Source organism: Streptomyces spongiicola, from assembly GCF_003122365.1.
Taxonomy (GTDB): domain Bacteria; phylum Actinomycetota; class Actinomycetes; order Streptomycetales; family Streptomycetaceae; genus Streptomyces; species Streptomyces spongiicola.
The window spans coordinates 18,793-35,442 of the sequence record NZ_CP029254.1 but is presented as its reverse complement, the minus strand read 5'-3'; the positions used below and the strand labels follow the sequence as shown (position 1 = coordinate 35,442).

Here is a 16,650-nt window from a genome sequence, read left to right as displayed (position 1 = left end):
GGCACCCCGCCCCGGCCCGTCATCCATCCGACCGAAGAGAGGAAGAAGTGGAATGTCCGTCACGATCCGCCACTACCGGGTGGGCGACGCGCAGGGCATCGCGGAGCTCTTCAACCGCCACCACGACAACCCCAACCCCGTGGCGGGCGGGATCACCCCCGGCGAGGTGGTGCGCGAACTCGCCGAACGGGACACGGCGGCGTTCCTCGTCGCGGTGGACGAGGGGCGAGTGGTGGGCACCTTCGGGCTGTTCAACAGCACCGGACGGAGATCCGCCCGGGCCGGCGAGCTGATCGCCGACATGTTCTTCGTCGCCCCGGCCTACCGCAACGGAGTGCTCACCGGCCGGCTGTTCACCGAGGCGGTCGAGTGGATGATGCGGTCCGGCTGCCTCGTCCTGCGGCTGACCGTCAACCCCGCCAACACCGTGGCGTTCCGGCTCTACCGGCGCGTGGGCTGCGTCTGCGTGGGCCGGACCACGCCCGGTGAGGACGGCAACGTCGAACTGCACAACTACATACCGCTCGTGCTGCGCAGCGTCGCCGGGGACCTCGGCGACGACGCGAGGTCGGCGCTGCGCGAGGTCACCAGCTTCGCGACGCTCGTCGACTCCCGGGACGACGACCTGCGCTCCGACGTCCGCCCGGCCGGCGGCGCCCGTACCGTGCACTACCGCCTCCTCCTGGGCGACTTCCGGCTCACCGCGAGCGTGGACGTCGACCGCGGCACGGTCCGCCAGGCCGCGGTCGGTCGTCCCGACGGCACGACCCGCCCCCTGCGGCCGGCCGAGCCGCCGTACCGCGTCCGCGCCCCGCGGGGGGCGGCACCGCACCGGTTCGCGGCCGGCGGTGCGGTGTGCGAGGTGGACGGCGACGACGCGACCGTACGGGTATGGCACGAGGGCCACCACGGGCCGGTGTTCATCTCCACCTGGCCCGGCTGCCAGGCCAACGGCCCCTCCGGCTGGCGCGAGGGCGAACCGCGCGATCTGGACGTCGTCCGCGTCGGCGGCGGGGTCCGCGTCACGGAGCGGTGCCGGGAGGGCGAGGTCGTGGGCACGATCACCCTCGACGGGGGAGTCCTCCGGCAGGACTTCGCCTTCACCGCCCCGCCGGGCCGGATCTTCCAGACGGTGGGTCTGCGCCAGGCCGTCTTCGTCCACGCCGACGGGCGGCGCCACCCCCTGGGCCTGGACGTCGGCGTCCGCGACGCCTCCGAGGTGGTGGCCGCATCGGAGCCCGTCCCCGTAGGCCGCGAACTGGCCTGGCTCGGCTCCTCCACCGAGATCCGGATGCCGGTGGGCGAACCGGTGCGGCTGGTGCACAGCGCCCTGGTCGAGCGCGGCCTCGAGCGCGGCCCGGACGGGGTGGCCCGCCTGCGCACCGTGATCCGGCCGGCCGCCGCACCCACCGCGGCGCCGCGCGCCGCTGCCGCCCTCCGCACACCGCCCGGGACCGGGGGGCCGCGCAGGCTGGAACTCGACGCCGCGGCCGCCGGGGTGACCCGGTGGACGGAGGGCGCGACCAGGGTCCTGCGCAGTCCCCACCCCCGCTCCCGGGCGTTCGGCTGCAACCCCCGCTGGTCCGCGGGTATGTGGGTGACCAGGGAGAGGCAGCGGTACCACCGGTCCGCCGGACTGGGCTGGGGCGTGCGGTCCCCGGCCGGGTGGGAGGCGGAGCACCCGCTCGCCCTCTACTGCCCGCACACGCGCACCGGCTGGGAGATCACCGCCCCCGGCGACACCACCGAGCCCGTCCGGGTGGACGTGCGGACTCCACCGGCCGGGGACGAGGCCGGGGACGAGGCGGAGGCCGTCCTGTGGATCACCCCCGACACCCCGCGGAAGACCACCGTCATGCTCGAGTCGGCCGGAACCCGGTGGGCGCTGGCCTCCACGGGATTCCGGCAGGTGTGGGCCGCGGCCGCCGCGGTCCGCCTCTCCGACGGCAGCTGGCTGGACTGCCGGCCCTCACCCGGATCCGGCGGGGAGCGGGAGATCGCCCTCCGCTCCACTCCGTCCGGCCTCCTCGTCGGCTGCGTCTCCCCGGCGGGCCGGAGAAGCACCACCTGGCACCTGTCCGTACACGACGAACCCACCCTCTGACCCGCCCCCACCACCGCTGCGAAGGGAAACCGCCCACCATGACCACGACCACCGACGCCGCCCTGCGCACCATGGCCGACGACTACGCCACCGTGCGCACGTCCGTCGGCGCCTACCGGATCGACGCGCCGCTGGTGCGGCTCACCGGAGACGACAGGCTGTCCTTCCTGGACGGCCTCCTGACCAAGTCCGCGGACTTCGTGGAGCCGGACACCGTCCGGGAGGCACTCGCCCTCCACGACGACGGCACCCCGTTCGCGGTCCTGCTGCACTGCGAGACGGGCGAGGAGTCCTGGCTGCTTCCCCGCACGCCGCTCACGGCCGGGGAACTGCGCGGACATCTGGACGGGCCGGACGTGCCGCCGGGCGTCACCGCCGAGATCGAGCCCGAGGGCTGGGGCGTCACGGCGTTCGAGGGCCCGGCCGCCTGGGCCGTGGCCGCCGCCTTCGTCGACTTCGACATCTCCGGACTGCCCCTGCACGCCGTCACGGAGGCGGCCGTGCCGGGTGCCCCGGCGGCGGTCGCCCACCTGGCGCGCGTCGGCACCACCGGCGAGTACGGATACCTGCTCGTCTCCGACGCCCCCGAGGCGGCGCACCGGGCGGTCCTGGCCGCCGTGCGGGAGCAGGGCGGACATCCGGTCGGCCGCGAGGGGCTGGACCGCGTCCGGGCGGAGGCCGGAACGGCTCTCTGCGCCACCGGGTTCCTCGGCCTCACGGTGGACCGGGCCGATCTCTCCTGGATGGTCGACTGGGACCGGCCGGGTGAGTTCCGCGGGTCCGGCGGCCTCACGCGGCCCGCCGCGGACGGCCCCCGGCTGACCGCCCTCACCGCCCCGCCCGGCAGCCGGTTCGCCACCGGTGCCGAGGTGACGGCGGCCGGTAGGGGCGTCGGCACGGTCCTGTGGCAGGCCCCTTCCGCCAACGGCGACGAAGAACTCGTACTCGCCCTCCTGGACGCGCCCTTCTGGGTCCCCGGCCTCGACCTGGCCGCCGAAGACGAGCGGGCCCGCCGCCGCCCGCTGTCCACCGTGACCCTCCCGCGGGTCGTCGCCCGCTCGCTGACCACGAGGATCTCCTGATGCCCGCCCCCGCCCCCGCCATCGCCCTCACCGGCCTCGGGCTGGTCACCGGGGCAGGGGAGGACGTCGACACCTGCTGGGCCTCCATCGCGGCAGGCGCCCCCGGCATCCGCCCCAACACCCTGTTCGACACCTCGGAGCTGCTGACCGACTGGGCGGGCATGGTCACCGCGGAGCAGGCGGACGGCCTGGACCGCTGCTACGGCCTGGCCGCCACCGCCGTCCGCGAGGCCCTGCGGGACAGCGGGCTCGACCTGTCCTCGGTCGACCGGGAGCGGGTGGCGGTCGTGGTCGGCTCCAGCCTCGGTGCGATGCCCACCCTGGAGGACGTCCACGCCGGCCTCGTCTTCGCGGGCGAACTGGACGCACAGCGGGCGGTGACCGCGCAACTGCCCTGCGTCGGCGACTACATCGCCTCCGAGTTCGACCTGCGGGGCCCCCGCGTGGTGCTCTCCAACGCCTGCGCGGCCGGCGCCGTGGCACTGGGCTACGCGGCCGAACTCCTGTGGCGCGAGGACGTCGACTACGTGCTGTGCGGCGGAGTGGACCCCCTGGCCACGCTCTCCGCCTACGGGTTCAGCTCCCTGGGCGCCCTCGATCCGGAGCCCTGTTCGCCCATGTCGGCCTCGACGGGCCTGACCCTCGGGGAGGGAGCCGCGTTCATGGTCCTGGAGCCGGCGGACCGGGCCGAGCGGCGCGGCGCACGCGTCCTCGCCGAACTCGGGGGCTACGGCCTGTCCTGCGACGGATACCACCAGACCGCCCCGGACCCGAGCGGGAAAGGGGCCTGCGCCGCGATGGCCCAGGCCCTGGAGACGGCCGGACTCGGCCCGGACGACGTCGACTACCTCAACCTGCACGGCACCGGGACACCGGCCAACGACTCCTCGGAACCGAAAGCGGTCAGGAAGCTGTTCGGCGCCACTCCTCCGCCGGTCAGCTCCACGAAGTCGATACTCGGCCACACGCTCGGTGCGGCGGGCGCGGTGGAAGCGGTCGTCAGCGCCCTGGCGATCGACCGCGGCGTCCTGCCGCCGACCGTCAACACGCGCGGACTGGAGCCCCCCAGCGGGCTCGACATCGTTCCGGGCACCGGACGCGAGGGCAGGCCCGGCGTGGTGCTGTCGAACTCCTTCGCGTTCGGCGGCAACAACGCCTCCGTGGTCCTCAACCGCCCGGGGCGGACCGGGCGGGGCACCCGGCGCACCGAGCCGCCGCACCGGGTCGTGGTGACCGGCGCGGCCGGCCTCGCGGGCGACGCCGCCGACACCGCCGCCCTCGTCGCCGCACTCAGCGGCCGTCGCCCCTGCTACACCCGCACCGAACACGTCCGGGGCATCGGCGAGGTGCCGGTCGGCCGCGTCGACGCCGACGCGGTGTCCCGCGCCATCAACCCCAGCCGCGCCCGCCGCATGGACCCGCTGAGCCTGCTCGCCACCGCCGCGGTCGCCGACCTCTACGGCCGGCACGGAAAACCCTCGCGCGCCGAGGCCGAGGCGACCGGCATCGTGTTCGCCACCGGCTACGGGCCCTACACTTCGGTGCTCCGGTTCCACGAGGGCGTGCTGCGGCACGGCATCGCGGGCGCCAACCCCGCGCTGTTCGCCAACACCGTCGTCAACGCGGCGGCCGGGCACGTGGCGATGCTGAACCGCTACCGCGGCTACACCGCCACCATCGCCAACGGAGGCACCAGTTCCCTCCTCGCGCTGCAACTGGCGGCCCGGGTCATCGCCCGCGGGGCGGCCGACCGGATCATGGTCGTGGCCGCCGACGAGTTCCCCGGCAAGGCCCTCGCCACACAGGCCGCCCTCCCCGGCTACGCACGCACCGCGCACGTGGTCCCCGGGGGCCGCACCGGCACCGTGCTCACCGAGGGCGCCGCCGCGATCCTGCTCGAGAGCGAGGAGGCGGCCGCCTCCCGCGGCGCGGACACCCTCGCCGCGGTGCGGGGGTTCGGCGCCTCCGGCGAACCGGCGGGCCTCGGCGGGATCGGCCGCGACGGCGAGGCCTGGGCACGCGCGCTGCGCACCGCGATGGCCGAGGCGGGCACAGCCCCGGACGGGATCGGCACCGTCGTCTCGGCGGCCTCCGGCTACAGCCTCGTCGACATCGCCCAGACCCGGGCACTGAAGCTCGCCGGCCTCGCCGGCCGGCCCGTGGCGGCCCCCAAGGCGCTGCTGGGAGAGACCTACGGCAGCGCCGCCGCGCTGGGACTCGTGGCCGCGCTGTGCGGTGCGGCGCCGCCCGGCCGCGTCCTGCTGTCCGGCTTCGCCTACGGCGGCAGCTACGCGGCGGCCGTCCTCGACACGTAGTCCTGGCCGGCGCCCCCGGCAGGCCCCCCGCCGAGGGCCGCCGGGACCGGGCAGGGCGGAACGCGACCCACCGTGGAGGTACCACCCGTGGAACACCGGCCGGCGCTTGCGGGACGCTGCGGCACGAGAGGAGCACAGGACGCGGAGCGCGGCTCCCACGGCCGCACCCGACCCGAACCGTGCGTGATCGACTGCCTGATCACCCGCCACCCCCACCTGCCCAGCGACCGGATGGGCCACCGCCTCAACGGCTCCGGGCGCTCGCTGGTCATCGCCGCGGCCGGCGAGCTGTACGGCCTCGCCGTGACGGCGAGTGATCTCGCGCGCGACCGGCACCTGCGCTGGAGCCTGCCCGCCCACGGCCTGACCGCCTCGGTGACGCACTGCGGCACCCTCGGTGCCGTGGCCCTGTCGGCCGGCCCGCACGTGGGAGTGGACCTCCAGGACGAACGGGACCGGCCCGCCGCCCTGCGGTGGCTCGGCTCCCTCCTCGGCCTGCCGGGACCGGCCCGGCTGCGCGACTTCGCCGAGTGCGAGGCGCTCATCAAGGCCTCGCACCTCACCAAGGACACCTTCGCGGGGGTGCGGCTGCCCGGCTGGAGACCGGGATGGCGCCCCACCAACGCCCCTCCCTACCTGGTGTGCTCCACCACCCTCGGCACGGACACCCACCTCGCCCTCGCCGGCTCCCGGCCCGCGGCGGTGCGGTGGTGGTGGCGGCCGTCCCCCACCGCACCCGCCGCCCGCAGCGTCGATCCGACCACCCTGGACCAAGGATGAACGCCACCTCCGAGCCCAGGGCCGAACGGCCCTACACGCGCCGCATCTCACCGATCGAACGCGGCTATCTCACCGCCTCGGCGGCAGGCTGCCCGCAGCTGATCCAGATGGTCCTCGAAGGCGAGGGGCACATCGGCGCCGACGCCCTGCGGGAGGCCGTGCACACCGCCACGCTCGCCAACCCGGGACTCGCCGTACGCCGGCGGTCCGCTCTCTGGCGCGCGGACGGCCCCTTCCCCCCGGTCGTGGAACTCCCCGGGGCGGCGGACCTCGGCGCGTCTTTCTTCCACCGCGACCTCGACGTGGTGACCGGTCCCGTCTGCGAGGTCGGCGTCGGGCAAGGACCGGCCACCCGCCTGGTCGTCCGCGCCAGCCATGTCGTCACCGACGGCCGGGGGCTGCGGCACTGGATCGCCGACGTCTTCCGCGCGCTGCGAGGGGAGGAGCCCCTCGGCGCCCTCTCGGACGCCGACGACGGCCACTTCCGCACCGCCGCCGGACGGGTACCCCCGCTGAAGCCGCCCGCCCGGCTCCGGGGGCAGCCCGCGATCCTCGGAGCCGGGCCGCCCGACGGCACGCCCCTGTGGACCCGCCGCCGGGTGCCCGCACGCCCGACGGCGGTCACCGCCCGGGTGGCCGCCGCCGTCTCCCGGAGCATCACCACGGACACGGGGCGCCTGATCGTGCCCGTCGACCTGCGCCGCCACGACCCCTCGGTGCGTTCCACCGCGAACCTCACCTCCCAGCTGGTGCTGGACGTCAACCGCGACGACGACTGGAAGCGGCTGCACGGCGAACTCATCCGCGCCCTGCTCCGCAAGCGCGAGGTCGCGTCGCTCGGCGGGGACTTCCGGCGGAACAACCCCTTCGCCAACACCATCGGCGAGGCATGGGCAGGCGACGGCTCCCACTTCCCCGGTACGGCCATCGTCTCCGACCACGGCCCGATCGACACCGGCGAACTGAGCACCGGCCGGTTCCGGCCCACCGCCTTCTACACCCTCCCCATGCTCGTGCCCTATGTCGAGATGTTCGTGAGCGCCTGCCAGGTGGGGAACTCGACCGAGCTGACCCTCGCATGCCGCAACCGCCCTGGCGCACGCGAGGCGGCCGAAGCGCTCCTCGACGACGTCGAGGACGCGCTGGGCGACGCGCACTGACCCGGCCCCTGCCCCGCGGACCCCGAAGGACGCCCCCGCATGTCGACGACCGAACAGACCGATGACGGCTCGCCCTGCTCGCCGGAAGCCTCCGGAACCCCCGAACCGGCCGTACACCCCCCGAGGCCCCGGGAGTCCCCCGACCCGCACCCCGGGGCGGCCCGGCTCCCCGCGCCCCCGGCGGCCGGAGCGGGGGAGCAGAAGGTGCGCGAGGCGCCGGAGACGCGTGAGACGCGTGAGATGCGTGAGACACGGGAGATGCCGGAGATACGGAAGGCCCGGAAGGCCCGGAAGGTGCGGGTGGCCGGTCCGGACTCCCCGGCCCGCGACCGCGCCCCGGAGGCTTCCGGCGCCCCCGCGGAGCCCGCCGGGCCGCCCGCCCCCGGAGCCTGGACGTCCGCCGCGGCGATCAGCGGCAACTTCCTCGCCCTGCTCGACACCACCATCGTGAACGTGTCCCTGCACGACACCGCCGCCCGACTCGGCAGCATCAGCCGGGTGCAGTGGGCGGTGACGACGTACCTCCTCGCCCTGGCCGCGCTCATGCCGGCCACGGGCTGGCTCGTCACCCGCTTCGGGGTCAGACGCGTCTTCGCCTGGGCGACCACCCTCTTCCTGCTCGGCTCGGCGGCCTGCGCGCTCAGCCGCAGCCTGCCGGAGCTCACAGCCGCCCGCGCCCTGTCGGGAGCGGCCGCCGGAGTGCTCGTCCCCGCGTCGACGATCCTGCTCACCCGCGGGGTCCCGCGCGGGCAACTGGGCCGGGTCCAGGGGCTGAACGGCAGCGTGATGCTGATCAGCCCCCTCCTGGGACCCGCGATCGGAGGACTGCTCGTGCAGGCGGGGGGCTGGCGCGCGGTCTACGCGGTGAACGTCCCCCTGTGCGCCGCCCTCGTCCTCGTCACCCTGCGCCGTGTGCCCCGGGATCCCCCGCACAGCCGGCAGGCCAGACCCCTGGACGTGGTGGGCCTGCTGTCCTCGGCGACCCTCACCGTCTGCACGGTCCTGGCCCTCCGCGCCTTCTCCCGACTCGGCTGGACCGCTTCCGCGGACCTGCTGGTCCCGCTGCTGCTCGCCGTGCTGAGCGGCGCGGTGTTCGTGGTCCGGGAACTGCGCGCCGACTTCCCCCTGCTCGACGTGCGCCTGTTCGGCCACCGCGTCTACCGGACCGCCGCGGTCAACATCCTCTGCCTCGGCTTCGTGCTGTACTCCCCGATGATGCTCATCCCGCTGTACTTCCAGTCGGCGCGCGGCGAGCCGGCCGTCACGACCGGTCTCCTGATGTCGGCGGGAGGCGTCGGAGTGGTCGCCGCGTCGTGGCTGTGCCGCGTCCTGATGAAGCGGACGGGTGGAGGCGCGACCGTCGTCATCGGCGTCGCACTCACCATGCTCGCCACCGTGCCGCTCACCGGCCTGTCCTCGACCACTCCCTATCCCCTGCTCTGCGCGAGCCTCGCGGTCCGGGGCCTGGGCACCGGCCTGACCATCGTCCCCGCGATGACCAGGGCCTACCAGTCGATCCGGGCCGAGTCCATCCCCGACGCCTCCGCACAGCTCAACCTCGTCCAGCGCATCGGCGGCTCCGCCGCCCTCGCCGTGGTGACGGTGGTGCTGGACCGGGCTGCGCACCGCTACCACGGACTGACCCCGGACGCCTTCGCCTCCTCCTTCGGCTGGCTGCTCGTCATCTACGGCTTCACCCTGGTCCCCGCGCTGGCGCTGTTCGCGGCCGACCGCCGGGAGGCCCGCCACGCCGCGGGGTGACGGCGGCGGGGCCGGGGCGCCCGGCGGGGCAACCGGTCGCAAGGGGGTCCGGCGGAAGGGGGGTCCGGCCGGAGGGCCGGCGGGGGAGGACCCGTTCCCCGGCGACCCCGGCCCGGCGACCTAGGCGACCCCGGCGCGACCCCGGCGATCCCGGCCGCCGGGGCGGGGCCGCCGGGCGTCCGGTCATCGCAGGTGGGTACCGGGTGTGTGGCCGAACGCCCGGCGGAAGACGTCGATGAAGGCGCTGGTCGAGGACCATCCGCACCGGTTCGCCACCTGGGTCACGGGGGTCTGCTCGGCCAGCAGGACCAGGGCGCGATGCAGGCGCAGCTGGGTGCGCCACTGGGGGAAGGTCATCCCGAGGTCGCCGGCGAACAGGCGGGAGAGTGTGCGCTCGCTCGCTCCGACCTCACGCCCCAGGAGGGCGAGCGTGCGGCTGTCCGCCGGGTCTGCGCTCAGGAGGGCGCAGACCCGGCGCAGCACCGGGTCGGCCGGGGTGGGCAGGTGCAGGGGCTGCTGCACCGAGATCCGCAGCTGGTCGAGCAGGACCGCGCGCAGCCGGGTCCCCTCCGGACTGTCGTCGTCCTCGGTGCGGGTGTGTTCGATGATCAGCTCGCGCAGCAGCGGGCTCACCGAGAGCACGGCGGGGCCGTCCAGACGCAGGGGGTTCTCCCGCGCGGGCAGCCCCACCAGATGCAGTTCGAGGTCGCCGTGCGCCTGGTGGGCATGGACGGTGCCGGCCGGGACCCAGATGGCGCGCGTCGCCGGGGCGACCCAGGAACCGGCGCCGGTGGTGACGGCCAGCACCCCGCGGCCCGCGTAGACGATCTGGTGGTCGTCGTGCCGGTGCGCCTCGATCTCCCCACCGGAGGCCAGGCGCTGGGTGCGGGTGGGGGCCACGGGGGTGTGGCGGACTTCCGGCATTGTCTGGCAGTTTATCGGAAGTGCGACGCGCCGGGCGCCGCACAGGATGGCGAGGTGCGAAGAAACCTCCATATCACCCTGCTGTCCGTGGGCCACGGCTGCGTCGACGTCTACCAGGGCGCCGTCGCCGCCCTCGTGCCCTTCTTCGTCGCCGAGCGCGCCTACAGCTACGCGGCCGCCTCGGGCGTCGTGCTCGCCGCCTCGATGCTGTCCTCGGTGGCCCAGCCGCTCTTCGGCGCGCTCACCGACCGCCGGGCCGTGCCCTGGCTGCTCCCGGTCAGCACCCTGCTCGCGGGCCTGGGCATCGCCCTGAGCGGGGTGAGCGACTCCTACGCCGTCACGCTCGCGGTCGTCGCGGTCTCCGGGATCGGGGTGGCGGCGTACCACCCGGAGTCCGCGCGGGTGGCCAGGGCCGCCGGCGGCCCTGGCCACAGCGCGATGGGGTGGTTCTCCCTCGGCGGAAACCTCGGCTTCGCGCTGGCTCCGCTCGCCGTCGCCGCCGTGGTCGCCGCCGGCGGCCTGCGGCTGACACCGCTGCTCCTGCTGCCGGCCGTGGTCGGCGCCGCGCTCTGCCTGCCCGTGCTGCGCGGACTGGAGAGGAGGCTCTCCGGCACGGACGGGTCCTCCGCCACGGGCCGCCGGGACGACACGGCGTCGTTCGTCCGGCTGTCCTTGGCCGTGGTGTGCCGCTCGGTGGCGTTCATCGGCCTGGGCACGTTCATCTCGCTCTACGCCGCCGAGCGCATGGACGGCAGCAGGGCGGCCGGCACGGCCGCACTGTTCCTGCTGTACCTGGGCGGTGCGGTGGGCAGCGTGCTGGGCGGCGCGCTGGCCGACCGCTGGGACCGGGTCCGGGTGTCGCGCTGGTCGTACCTGCTGACGGCCGGGGCCATCGCCGGAGTGGTGTTCGTCCCCGGCCCCGCCCTCTACCCGTTCGTCGCCCTGACCTCCGTCGGCCTGTACGTCCCGTTCTCGCTCCAGGTCACCCTCGGCCAGGACTACCTGCCCTCGCGGGTCGGCACCGCCAGCGGCATCACCCTCGGCCTCACCGTGAGCGTCGGCGGCCTGGCCGGCCCCGTCATCGGGGCCCTGGCCGACCGCACGTCGCTGCAGACGGCCCTGACTCCGCTGGTCCTGATGCCCGTACTGGCCTGGCTGCTGTTCCGCACCCTGCCCGAGCCCGCTCTTCCGTCACCGTCCGGCACCACGGTGTCGAAGGGAGAAGACGCCGATGCCGAACACGCTCCCGCCCCGCCCGGCCTCCGCTGAGGACCCGCCCGCCCCGCCCGGGCCCGGGCCCGGTGGCCGGCGACCCGGCGACGCCGCCGGCGGACCCGTGCCCGCCTCGCGCCGGCTGCCTGCGCACCGAGGCCGTCCACCTCGACCGGCCGTGCTTCCTGCGCCCGGCCGACCAGGGCCGCGGCACGACGCGCGGCGGGGACAGCGCCGGAGGGACGCGGCGACCGGAACCGGCCCCGGGCCTGCGGTGCGGGCTCGCAACCGTCGCCCGTTCCACGGCCCGGCGGGTACGAGGCGGCGGGATCTCCCACGGTGTGGTCTTCCCCCAGCGTGATCTTCCCCCCGTGTGATGTCCACTGCCACCGCGGCCGAACCGGCATCACCGGGAGCAGCGCACCGGACGGCCGCCCTCGGCAGGGGAGTTGCCGCCGGCCGGAACCGTGGGCGGTTCGGCTCCGGACCGGCGGGTCCGCGGCGGGTGGCCATGGACGAGTCCGCCCCGGGGCGTCCTGGTGTCAGACGGTGTAGCTGACCCAGCCCTGTACGGGCAGGGTGTTCGGGGGGCAGTAGACCCGGACGTTGCGGAACGTGGTGTAGGGGCCGGCGCTGCGGGTGGTGTTGTCCGTACAGCTGATGTTGGCCCACCACTGCGTCGAACCGGTCGCCGAGCAGGAGACGTTGTAGTACCACTGGTTGCCGTCGGAACCGAAGGAGCCGGCGCTGCAGTTGATCCCCTGAGCGCCGGTGGGACCGGACGCCTGCGCGGATGCCGTCGGCGCCGCGACCGCGACCCCCACGACGGCCGCCAGCAGACAGCCGGCCACTCGGTAACCCCTGTGCTTCAGCATGGTCGTCCACCTTCTCCGAGTCGATGTCGAAGCCCCGCACGCGAGCGGCGCGTACAAGTGCCGCTGCTCCGGGCGACTCTAGGCGGGGACTGCCGGCCTCCGCTCATGGCGGGGCGAAAACCGCCATCACCGCGGTGACCAGCGGCCGGACCCCGCAGGGCGGTGCTGGGGAAGGCTGGTGGGGAGCAGGAGGCGCCACCCCGGCGGCGTTCCACGGCCGTGTCCCGCCGTCTTCGGCAGGAACCAGTGCCGCGTCAGGCGGGGTTTGCCCGTCGTCGTCGGCGGCGGCGGAGCGGAGCGGCGTCCGGTGCGGTGGATCGCGAGGTGCCGGATCGGCCTCGTGGTGGGCCTGCCCGGTCGGTTCGGCGGCGCGGCGGGTCGCCGTGCCGGGCGTCGCGACGGGGCGAACGTCGCCCGACGCCGGCCCGGGAACCGGCCGCGCCGGCGCCCCGCCCCCGCCACTGGCGGCACGCCCGCCACCGCAGCGGGCCGCAGCGGCCGGAGGCGCCGCGCGGACGGGCGGCACCGCGACGGGCGGCGACCGCGCTGCATGCGGCCCCGCGGGACCCTCGGCCGCCTCACTCCAGGACCGAGGCGAGTTCCGGGAGATAGCCCGCCAGGAAGCCCAGGTCGGTGGCCCGGCCGAAATCCGGGTGGTCCCGGTGCTCCGGCAGACGGGCCAGTTCCCTGCGGCCGAAGTACCCGCCGGGCCCGCCGCCGCCCGGGCGGTCCGGGCGGTCCGGTTCGCCGCTCCAGTCGGGGTCGGCCGCCACCAGGGGCAGACATCGCTCGAAGAGCCCTTGGCAGATCCGCAGCCCCCGGCGCAGGACCGTGTGGAACGGCTCGTCGCGCCCGATCGGATAGCGGTCGGCGGCCAGTTCCGGCCCGGTGTCGATTCCCGCGTCCACCCGGTGGAGGGTCGCGGCGAACTCCCGCTCGCCGCGCAGCATCGCGTAGACCAGGGCCACTTCGGGCAGCCCCCGGTAGGCGGGCAGCGGGCCGTGGTGGACGTTGAGGACCCGCAGCCCGCTGGACAGCACCGGCGCACGGAAGATCATCCTGTTGTTCAGCGACCAGACGACGCCGTCCGTGCTGGCGGCGACCAGCTCGCCGGCCACGGAGTTGACGTCCGCGGCGGCCCGGAAGGGAACATCGGGCCGAGCGGCTTCCACCGCCGGGGCAGGCCCGCAGACCAGGTCCACCGGCAGGTCGCTGTCGAGGGTGTGCCGAACGGCGCGCCACAGCAGGGCGCCCTCTCCGACGAAGATCACGACTCGCTCCGCAGCGCCTCGACGGCCTCGACCACCCGGCCGAGCGTCAGCGTGCCGCTCAGTGGGCCGAGCCGCGCCAGGAACCGCTGCTCCGCGTCCCTCCCCGACAGCTCCCTCCCCGGCAGTTCCCGGCCCAGCGCTGCCAGCATCTCCAGGACGGCGAGCGAGTCGCCGCCCAGCGCGTGGAAGTCGGACGAGGCGTCGAGGTCCGCGGCCTCGCAGCGCAGGACACGGGCCCAGATCCCGGCCGTCACCGCTGCCGCACCGGGCCCGGGCTCGTCCGCGGCCCCCGCGGGGCGCGGTCCGGTCGCGGGTTCCGGCCCGTCCGCCGCCCCCGTGGGAGCGGGCGCCTCGTCGAAGGGGTTCGGCAGCGCGCCGCGGTCGGTCTTGCCGCTGGCCGTCTCCGGCAGCCGGGTGACCGCGCGCATCACCGTCGGCACCAGGTGGGACGGCAGCGAGCGCCCGAGTTCCGCCCGTAGGCCCGCCTCGTCGAAGGCGGTGGCGCCCCGGACCGGCACCACGAAGGCGCACAGCGCCTGCGCGCCGGTGTCGTTCCTGCGGCGGGCGACCACCGCGGCCTGCGCGACGTCCGGCAGGGCGGTGAGCGCGGCCTCGACCTCGCCCGGCTCGACACGGTGACCGCGGATCTTCACCTGGGAGTCGATCCGGCCGGTGTACTCCAGCTGTCCGTCGGGCAGGCGGAGCACCAGATCGCCCGTGCGGTAGGCGCGCCGGCCGTCCGGGAGGTAGACGAAGCGCTCGGCCGTCAGGTCGGGGCGGCCGAGGTAGCCGCGCGCCAACTGGACGCCGGTCACGTGGAGTTCGCCCGGCTCGCCGTCCGGGACTTCGTGTCCCCGCTCGTCGAGTACGGCCACCGACGTGCGGTGCACCGGCACCCCGATCGGTGCGGACGGGCGCCCGGTGCCGTCGCCCACGACGGCGACGGTGCAGGCCACCGTGGCCTCGGTGGGGCCGTAGACGTTCACGAAGAGGCAGTCGGGCCCGAAGGACGCGCGTGCCCGGTCGCGGCTCGCCGCGGTGAGGTTCTCGCCGCCCGACTGGAGGGCGCGGATGCCCGTGGGGCGGATCCCGAGGCGCCAGGCCAGGTCGAGATGGGTCGGCGTCAGCCCGAGCGTGTTGGCCAGCCGTCCGGAGAACAACTCGCGCAGCTTGACGTGGTCGAGTTCACCGGGCACCGGCACCACGGCGCCGCCGTGCACCAGGGGCGGGAAGATCTGCATGACCGAGAGGTCGAACGCGGGGGAGAAGGAGTACGCGGCCCGGGTCTCCTCGTCGCAGCGCATGAAGGGGGCGATCCACCCGACGACGTTGGTCAGGCTGCGGTGCTCGATCTCGACGCCCTTGGGCCTGCCGGTGGAGCCCGAGGTGTGGACGACGTACGCCAGGTCGTCGGGTCCGGGAGCGGCGGCGGCGAGGGCCGCCCGGCCTCGCTCGTCGGCGGTCGCTCCGTCGCCCGCGACGTGCTCGAGGAGGAGCGTCGCGCAGCCGCTGCCCCGAGCCCGGTCGCACCAGGCCGCCTCCGCGAGGCAGATGCGGGCCCCCGCGTCGCGCAGCAGTTCCTCGACCCGCCGCGCCGGATTGCGTACGTCGACGGGCAGGAAGGCGGCGCCCGCCTTCAGCACGCCCCAGACCCCGGCCAGGCCCGGCGCCGAGCGGTCGGCCAGGACGCCGACGACCTCGCCGCGCCGGACGCCGCGGGCGAGCAGTCCGGCCGCGACGGCGTCGGAGCGGCGGTCCAGTTCCGCGTACGACCAACGCAGGCCGTCGCCGAGCACGGCGGGTGCGTCCGGCCGGCGGGCGACCTGCGCCCGGAACAGCTGCACCACCGAGCCGTCCAGCGGGGGAAGGCCGCCGGGTCCGGGCGCGAGCAGCGGCCCGGCGGCGCCGGGCTCCCGCGGCGCTGCCGGGACCGGCGGGAACGAGGCCGGTGTGTCCGCGCCCAGCGCCGAGCCGATGCGGTCCAGCAGGGCCTCGCAGCGCTCGCCGACGTCAGCGGCCCCACGGCCGGAGACCACGATCTCGACGTGCTCGGGCAGTTCCAGCAGCGCGATGCCGACCGGTACCAGGGGAGCGTGCACCGGCAGGGCGTACACGGTCGTCGCGGTGAACTCCCCGGCCTGGAAGTCGGCAGGCGCCAGACGGCCCGCGTTCGACACGATGGCCGACGCCGGGTACCGGTGCCGTGCCGAGGCGGCTGCCCGTGACGAGCCCACCAGCGCCGCCGCCGCCGGAAGCGGCAGGCGCGCCAGGGCCGCTTCCGCGCCGGCCGCCAGTTCCCGCCGGGAGGCCAGCGCGCCCAGCAGCCGCCGCTGCACGGTGTTAGCGCTCTGGCCGGACGGGACGTCCAGGAACACCGGCAGGGCCAGGTTGGCCGTCGACGACACACCGGGGCCGTGGCGCCGCAGGTCCACGGGCACCATGATCCGGGCCCCCGGGCCGGGTACGGCCTCGGCGACCGCCGCCGCCACCTTGGCGGCCAGCGCCGGATGGCGGCCCGCCACCGTACGCCGCCGCCACACCGAACCGCTGCCGGGCCGGCCGCCGAGCGGTGAGTGCTGGTCGAGCCCGAGACGGGGCCGCCGGCCGGCCCGGCCCACCGCCTCCAGGAGCGCGTAGTCGGTCAGCGGGTCCGCGGCGCCCCGCGGCGGTTCACCGCGCAGGGCCCGGAACACCTCCGCGGCCCACAGCGAGACGCCCCTGAGGTCCATCACGGCGTGGGACGCCCTGAAGACCACGGTGCCGGGTTCGCCGCTGAGCAGCAGCACTTCGCAGCCCGGGCGGTTTTCGGCGCGGGCGAGCGGGGTGCGCAGTTCCGGCGGTCCGGTGAGCGCCGTGCGGTCGAAAGACGCTCCTTCGGCGACCACGACCCGTGGGGAACGCCCGCTGTCGACCCACATCCTGCCCCGGCGCACCAGCCGCGAGCCGGGGCAGGAAGCCGAGGCCTCGGCCACGGCACGGCCGAGGGCCAGGGCGTCGATCGGCCCGGTGCCCTCGACCACCAGCTGGAGCACCAGCAGTTCGCCGCCCAGCCGGGCCGCGGCGAGGTAGGACCACTCGGTGGGGGAGACGGGGCGGCGGAAGGCCGCCCGGCCGCCCGTCCCGGTACCGGCACCGCCGCCCGCGGTGGCGTGCTGCCTGCTCATGA

At 75.6% G+C, this 16,650-nt stretch carries 11 protein-coding genes; 7 read left to right on the top strand and 4 right to left on the bottom strand.

Going from position 1 to position 16,650, the window contains the following annotated elements; genetic code table 11:
* Nucleotides 1-52: 52 nt before the first annotated feature.
* The 6 genes from DDQ41_RS00140 to DDQ41_RS00115 all read left to right on the top strand — a co-directional run bounded on the left by DDQ41_RS00140 (nucleotide 53) and on the right by DDQ41_RS00115 (nucleotide 9,202).
* Nucleotides 53-2,104, top strand: coding sequence for a GNAT family N-acetyltransferase (locus tag DDQ41_RS00140; protein WP_109292598.1), 2,052 nt, complete (start codon nucleotides 53-55; stop codon nucleotides 2,102-2,104).
* A gap of 38 nt (nucleotides 2,105-2,142) precedes the next feature.
* Nucleotides 2,143-3,186 carry an aminomethyltransferase family protein gene (locus DDQ41_RS00135; protein ID WP_109292597.1) on the top strand — a complete coding sequence of 348 codons (1,044 nt, stop codon included), beginning with the start codon at nucleotides 2,143-2,145 and terminating at the stop codon, nucleotides 3,184-3,186.
* Nucleotides 3,186-5,501 carry a beta-ketoacyl-[acyl-carrier-protein] synthase family protein gene (locus tag DDQ41_RS00130; protein ID WP_109292596.1) on the top strand — a complete coding sequence of 772 codons (2,316 nt, stop codon included), beginning with the start codon at nucleotides 3,186-3,188 and terminating at the stop codon, nucleotides 5,499-5,501. Before DDQ41_RS00135 ends, DDQ41_RS00130 begins: the two co-directional genes overlap by 1 nt.
* Before the next feature lie 87 nt (nucleotides 5,502-5,588).
* A complete protein-coding gene (locus DDQ41_RS00125; protein WP_174720241.1) occupies nucleotides 5,589-6,281 on the top strand; it encodes a 4'-phosphopantetheinyl transferase family protein in 693 nt (230 codons plus the stop codon).
* Nucleotides 6,278-7,441 carry a hypothetical protein gene (locus DDQ41_RS00120; protein WP_109292595.1) on the top strand — a complete coding sequence of 388 codons (1,164 nt, stop codon included), beginning with the start codon at nucleotides 6,278-6,280 and terminating at the stop codon, nucleotides 7,439-7,441. The genes DDQ41_RS00125 and DDQ41_RS00120 overlap by 4 nt, the downstream gene beginning before the upstream one ends.
* A gap of 39 nt (nucleotides 7,442-7,480) precedes the next feature.
* A complete protein-coding gene (locus tag DDQ41_RS00115) occupies nucleotides 7,481-9,202 on the top strand; it encodes a DHA2 family efflux MFS transporter permease subunit (RefSeq protein ID WP_262508304.1) in 1,722 nt (573 codons plus the stop codon).
* A gap of 183 nt (nucleotides 9,203-9,385) precedes the next feature.
* Here DDQ41_RS00115 and DDQ41_RS00110 read toward each other — a convergent pair whose 3' ends face one another.
* Nucleotides 9,386-10,126, bottom strand: coding sequence for an AraC family transcriptional regulator (locus DDQ41_RS00110; RefSeq protein ID WP_109292594.1), 741 nt, complete (start codon nucleotides 10,124-10,126; stop codon nucleotides 9,386-9,388).
* Between the two features lie 54 nt (nucleotides 10,127-10,180).
* On the opposite strand from DDQ41_RS00110, the gene DDQ41_RS00105 reads away from it, so the two are divergent.
* A complete protein-coding gene (locus DDQ41_RS00105; protein WP_109292593.1) occupies nucleotides 10,181-11,395 on the top strand; it encodes an MFS transporter in 1,215 nt (404 codons plus the stop codon).
* 485 nt (nucleotides 11,396-11,880) lie between these two features.
* Here DDQ41_RS00105 and DDQ41_RS00095 read toward each other — a convergent pair whose 3' ends face one another.
* The 3 genes from DDQ41_RS00095 to DDQ41_RS00085 all read right to left on the bottom strand — a co-directional run bounded on the left by DDQ41_RS00095 (nucleotide 11,881) and on the right by DDQ41_RS00085 (nucleotide 16,648).
* On the bottom strand, nucleotides 11,881-12,213 hold the full coding sequence (locus tag DDQ41_RS00095; RefSeq protein WP_109292591.1) for a hypothetical protein: 333 nt from the start codon (nucleotides 12,211-12,213) through the stop codon (nucleotides 11,881-11,883).
* 578 nt (nucleotides 12,214-12,791) lie between these two features.
* Entirely contained in the window at nucleotides 12,792-13,484 is a 693-nt protein-coding gene (locus tag DDQ41_RS00090) for a formyltransferase family protein (protein WP_109292590.1), read from the bottom strand.
* Nucleotides 13,481-16,648: a non-ribosomal peptide synthetase gene (locus DDQ41_RS00085; RefSeq protein WP_109292589.1), complete on the bottom strand. Its 3,168-nt coding sequence runs from the start codon at nucleotides 16,646-16,648 to the stop codon at nucleotides 13,481-13,483. The genes DDQ41_RS00090 and DDQ41_RS00085 overlap by 4 nt, the downstream gene beginning before the upstream one ends.
* Nucleotides 16,649-16,650 lie beyond the last annotated feature (2 nt).

Bases quoted from the DNA above. Each gene is read 5' to 3' on its own strand.
- DDQ41_RS00140 (WP_109292598.1), top strand. From the start codon at position 53: ATGTCCGTCACGATCCGCCACTACCGGGTGGGCGACGCGCAGGGCATC.
- DDQ41_RS00135 (WP_109292597.1), top strand. From the start codon at position 2,143: ATGACCACGACCACCGACGCCGCCCTGCGCACCATGGCCGACGACTAC.
- DDQ41_RS00130 (WP_109292596.1), top strand. From the start codon at position 3,186: ATGCCCGCCCCCGCCCCCGCCATCGCCCTCACCGGCCTCGGGCTGGTC.
- DDQ41_RS00120 (WP_109292595.1), top strand. From the start codon at position 6,278: ATGAACGCCACCTCCGAGCCCAGGGCCGAACGGCCCTACACGCGCCGC.
- DDQ41_RS00115 (WP_262508304.1), top strand. From the start codon at position 7,481: ATGTCGACGACCGAACAGACCGATGACGGCTCGCCCTGCTCGCCGGAA.
- DDQ41_RS00110 (WP_109292594.1), bottom strand. From the start codon at position 10,126: ATGCCGGAAGTCCGCCACACCCCCGTGGCCCCCACCCGCACCCAGCGC.
- DDQ41_RS00095 (WP_109292591.1), bottom strand. From the start codon at position 12,213: ATGCTGAAGCACAGGGGTTACCGAGTGGCCGGCTGTCTGCTGGCGGCC.
- DDQ41_RS00085 (WP_109292589.1), bottom strand. From the start codon at position 16,648: ATGAGCAGGCAGCACGCCACCGCGGGCGGCGGTGCCGGTACCGGGACG.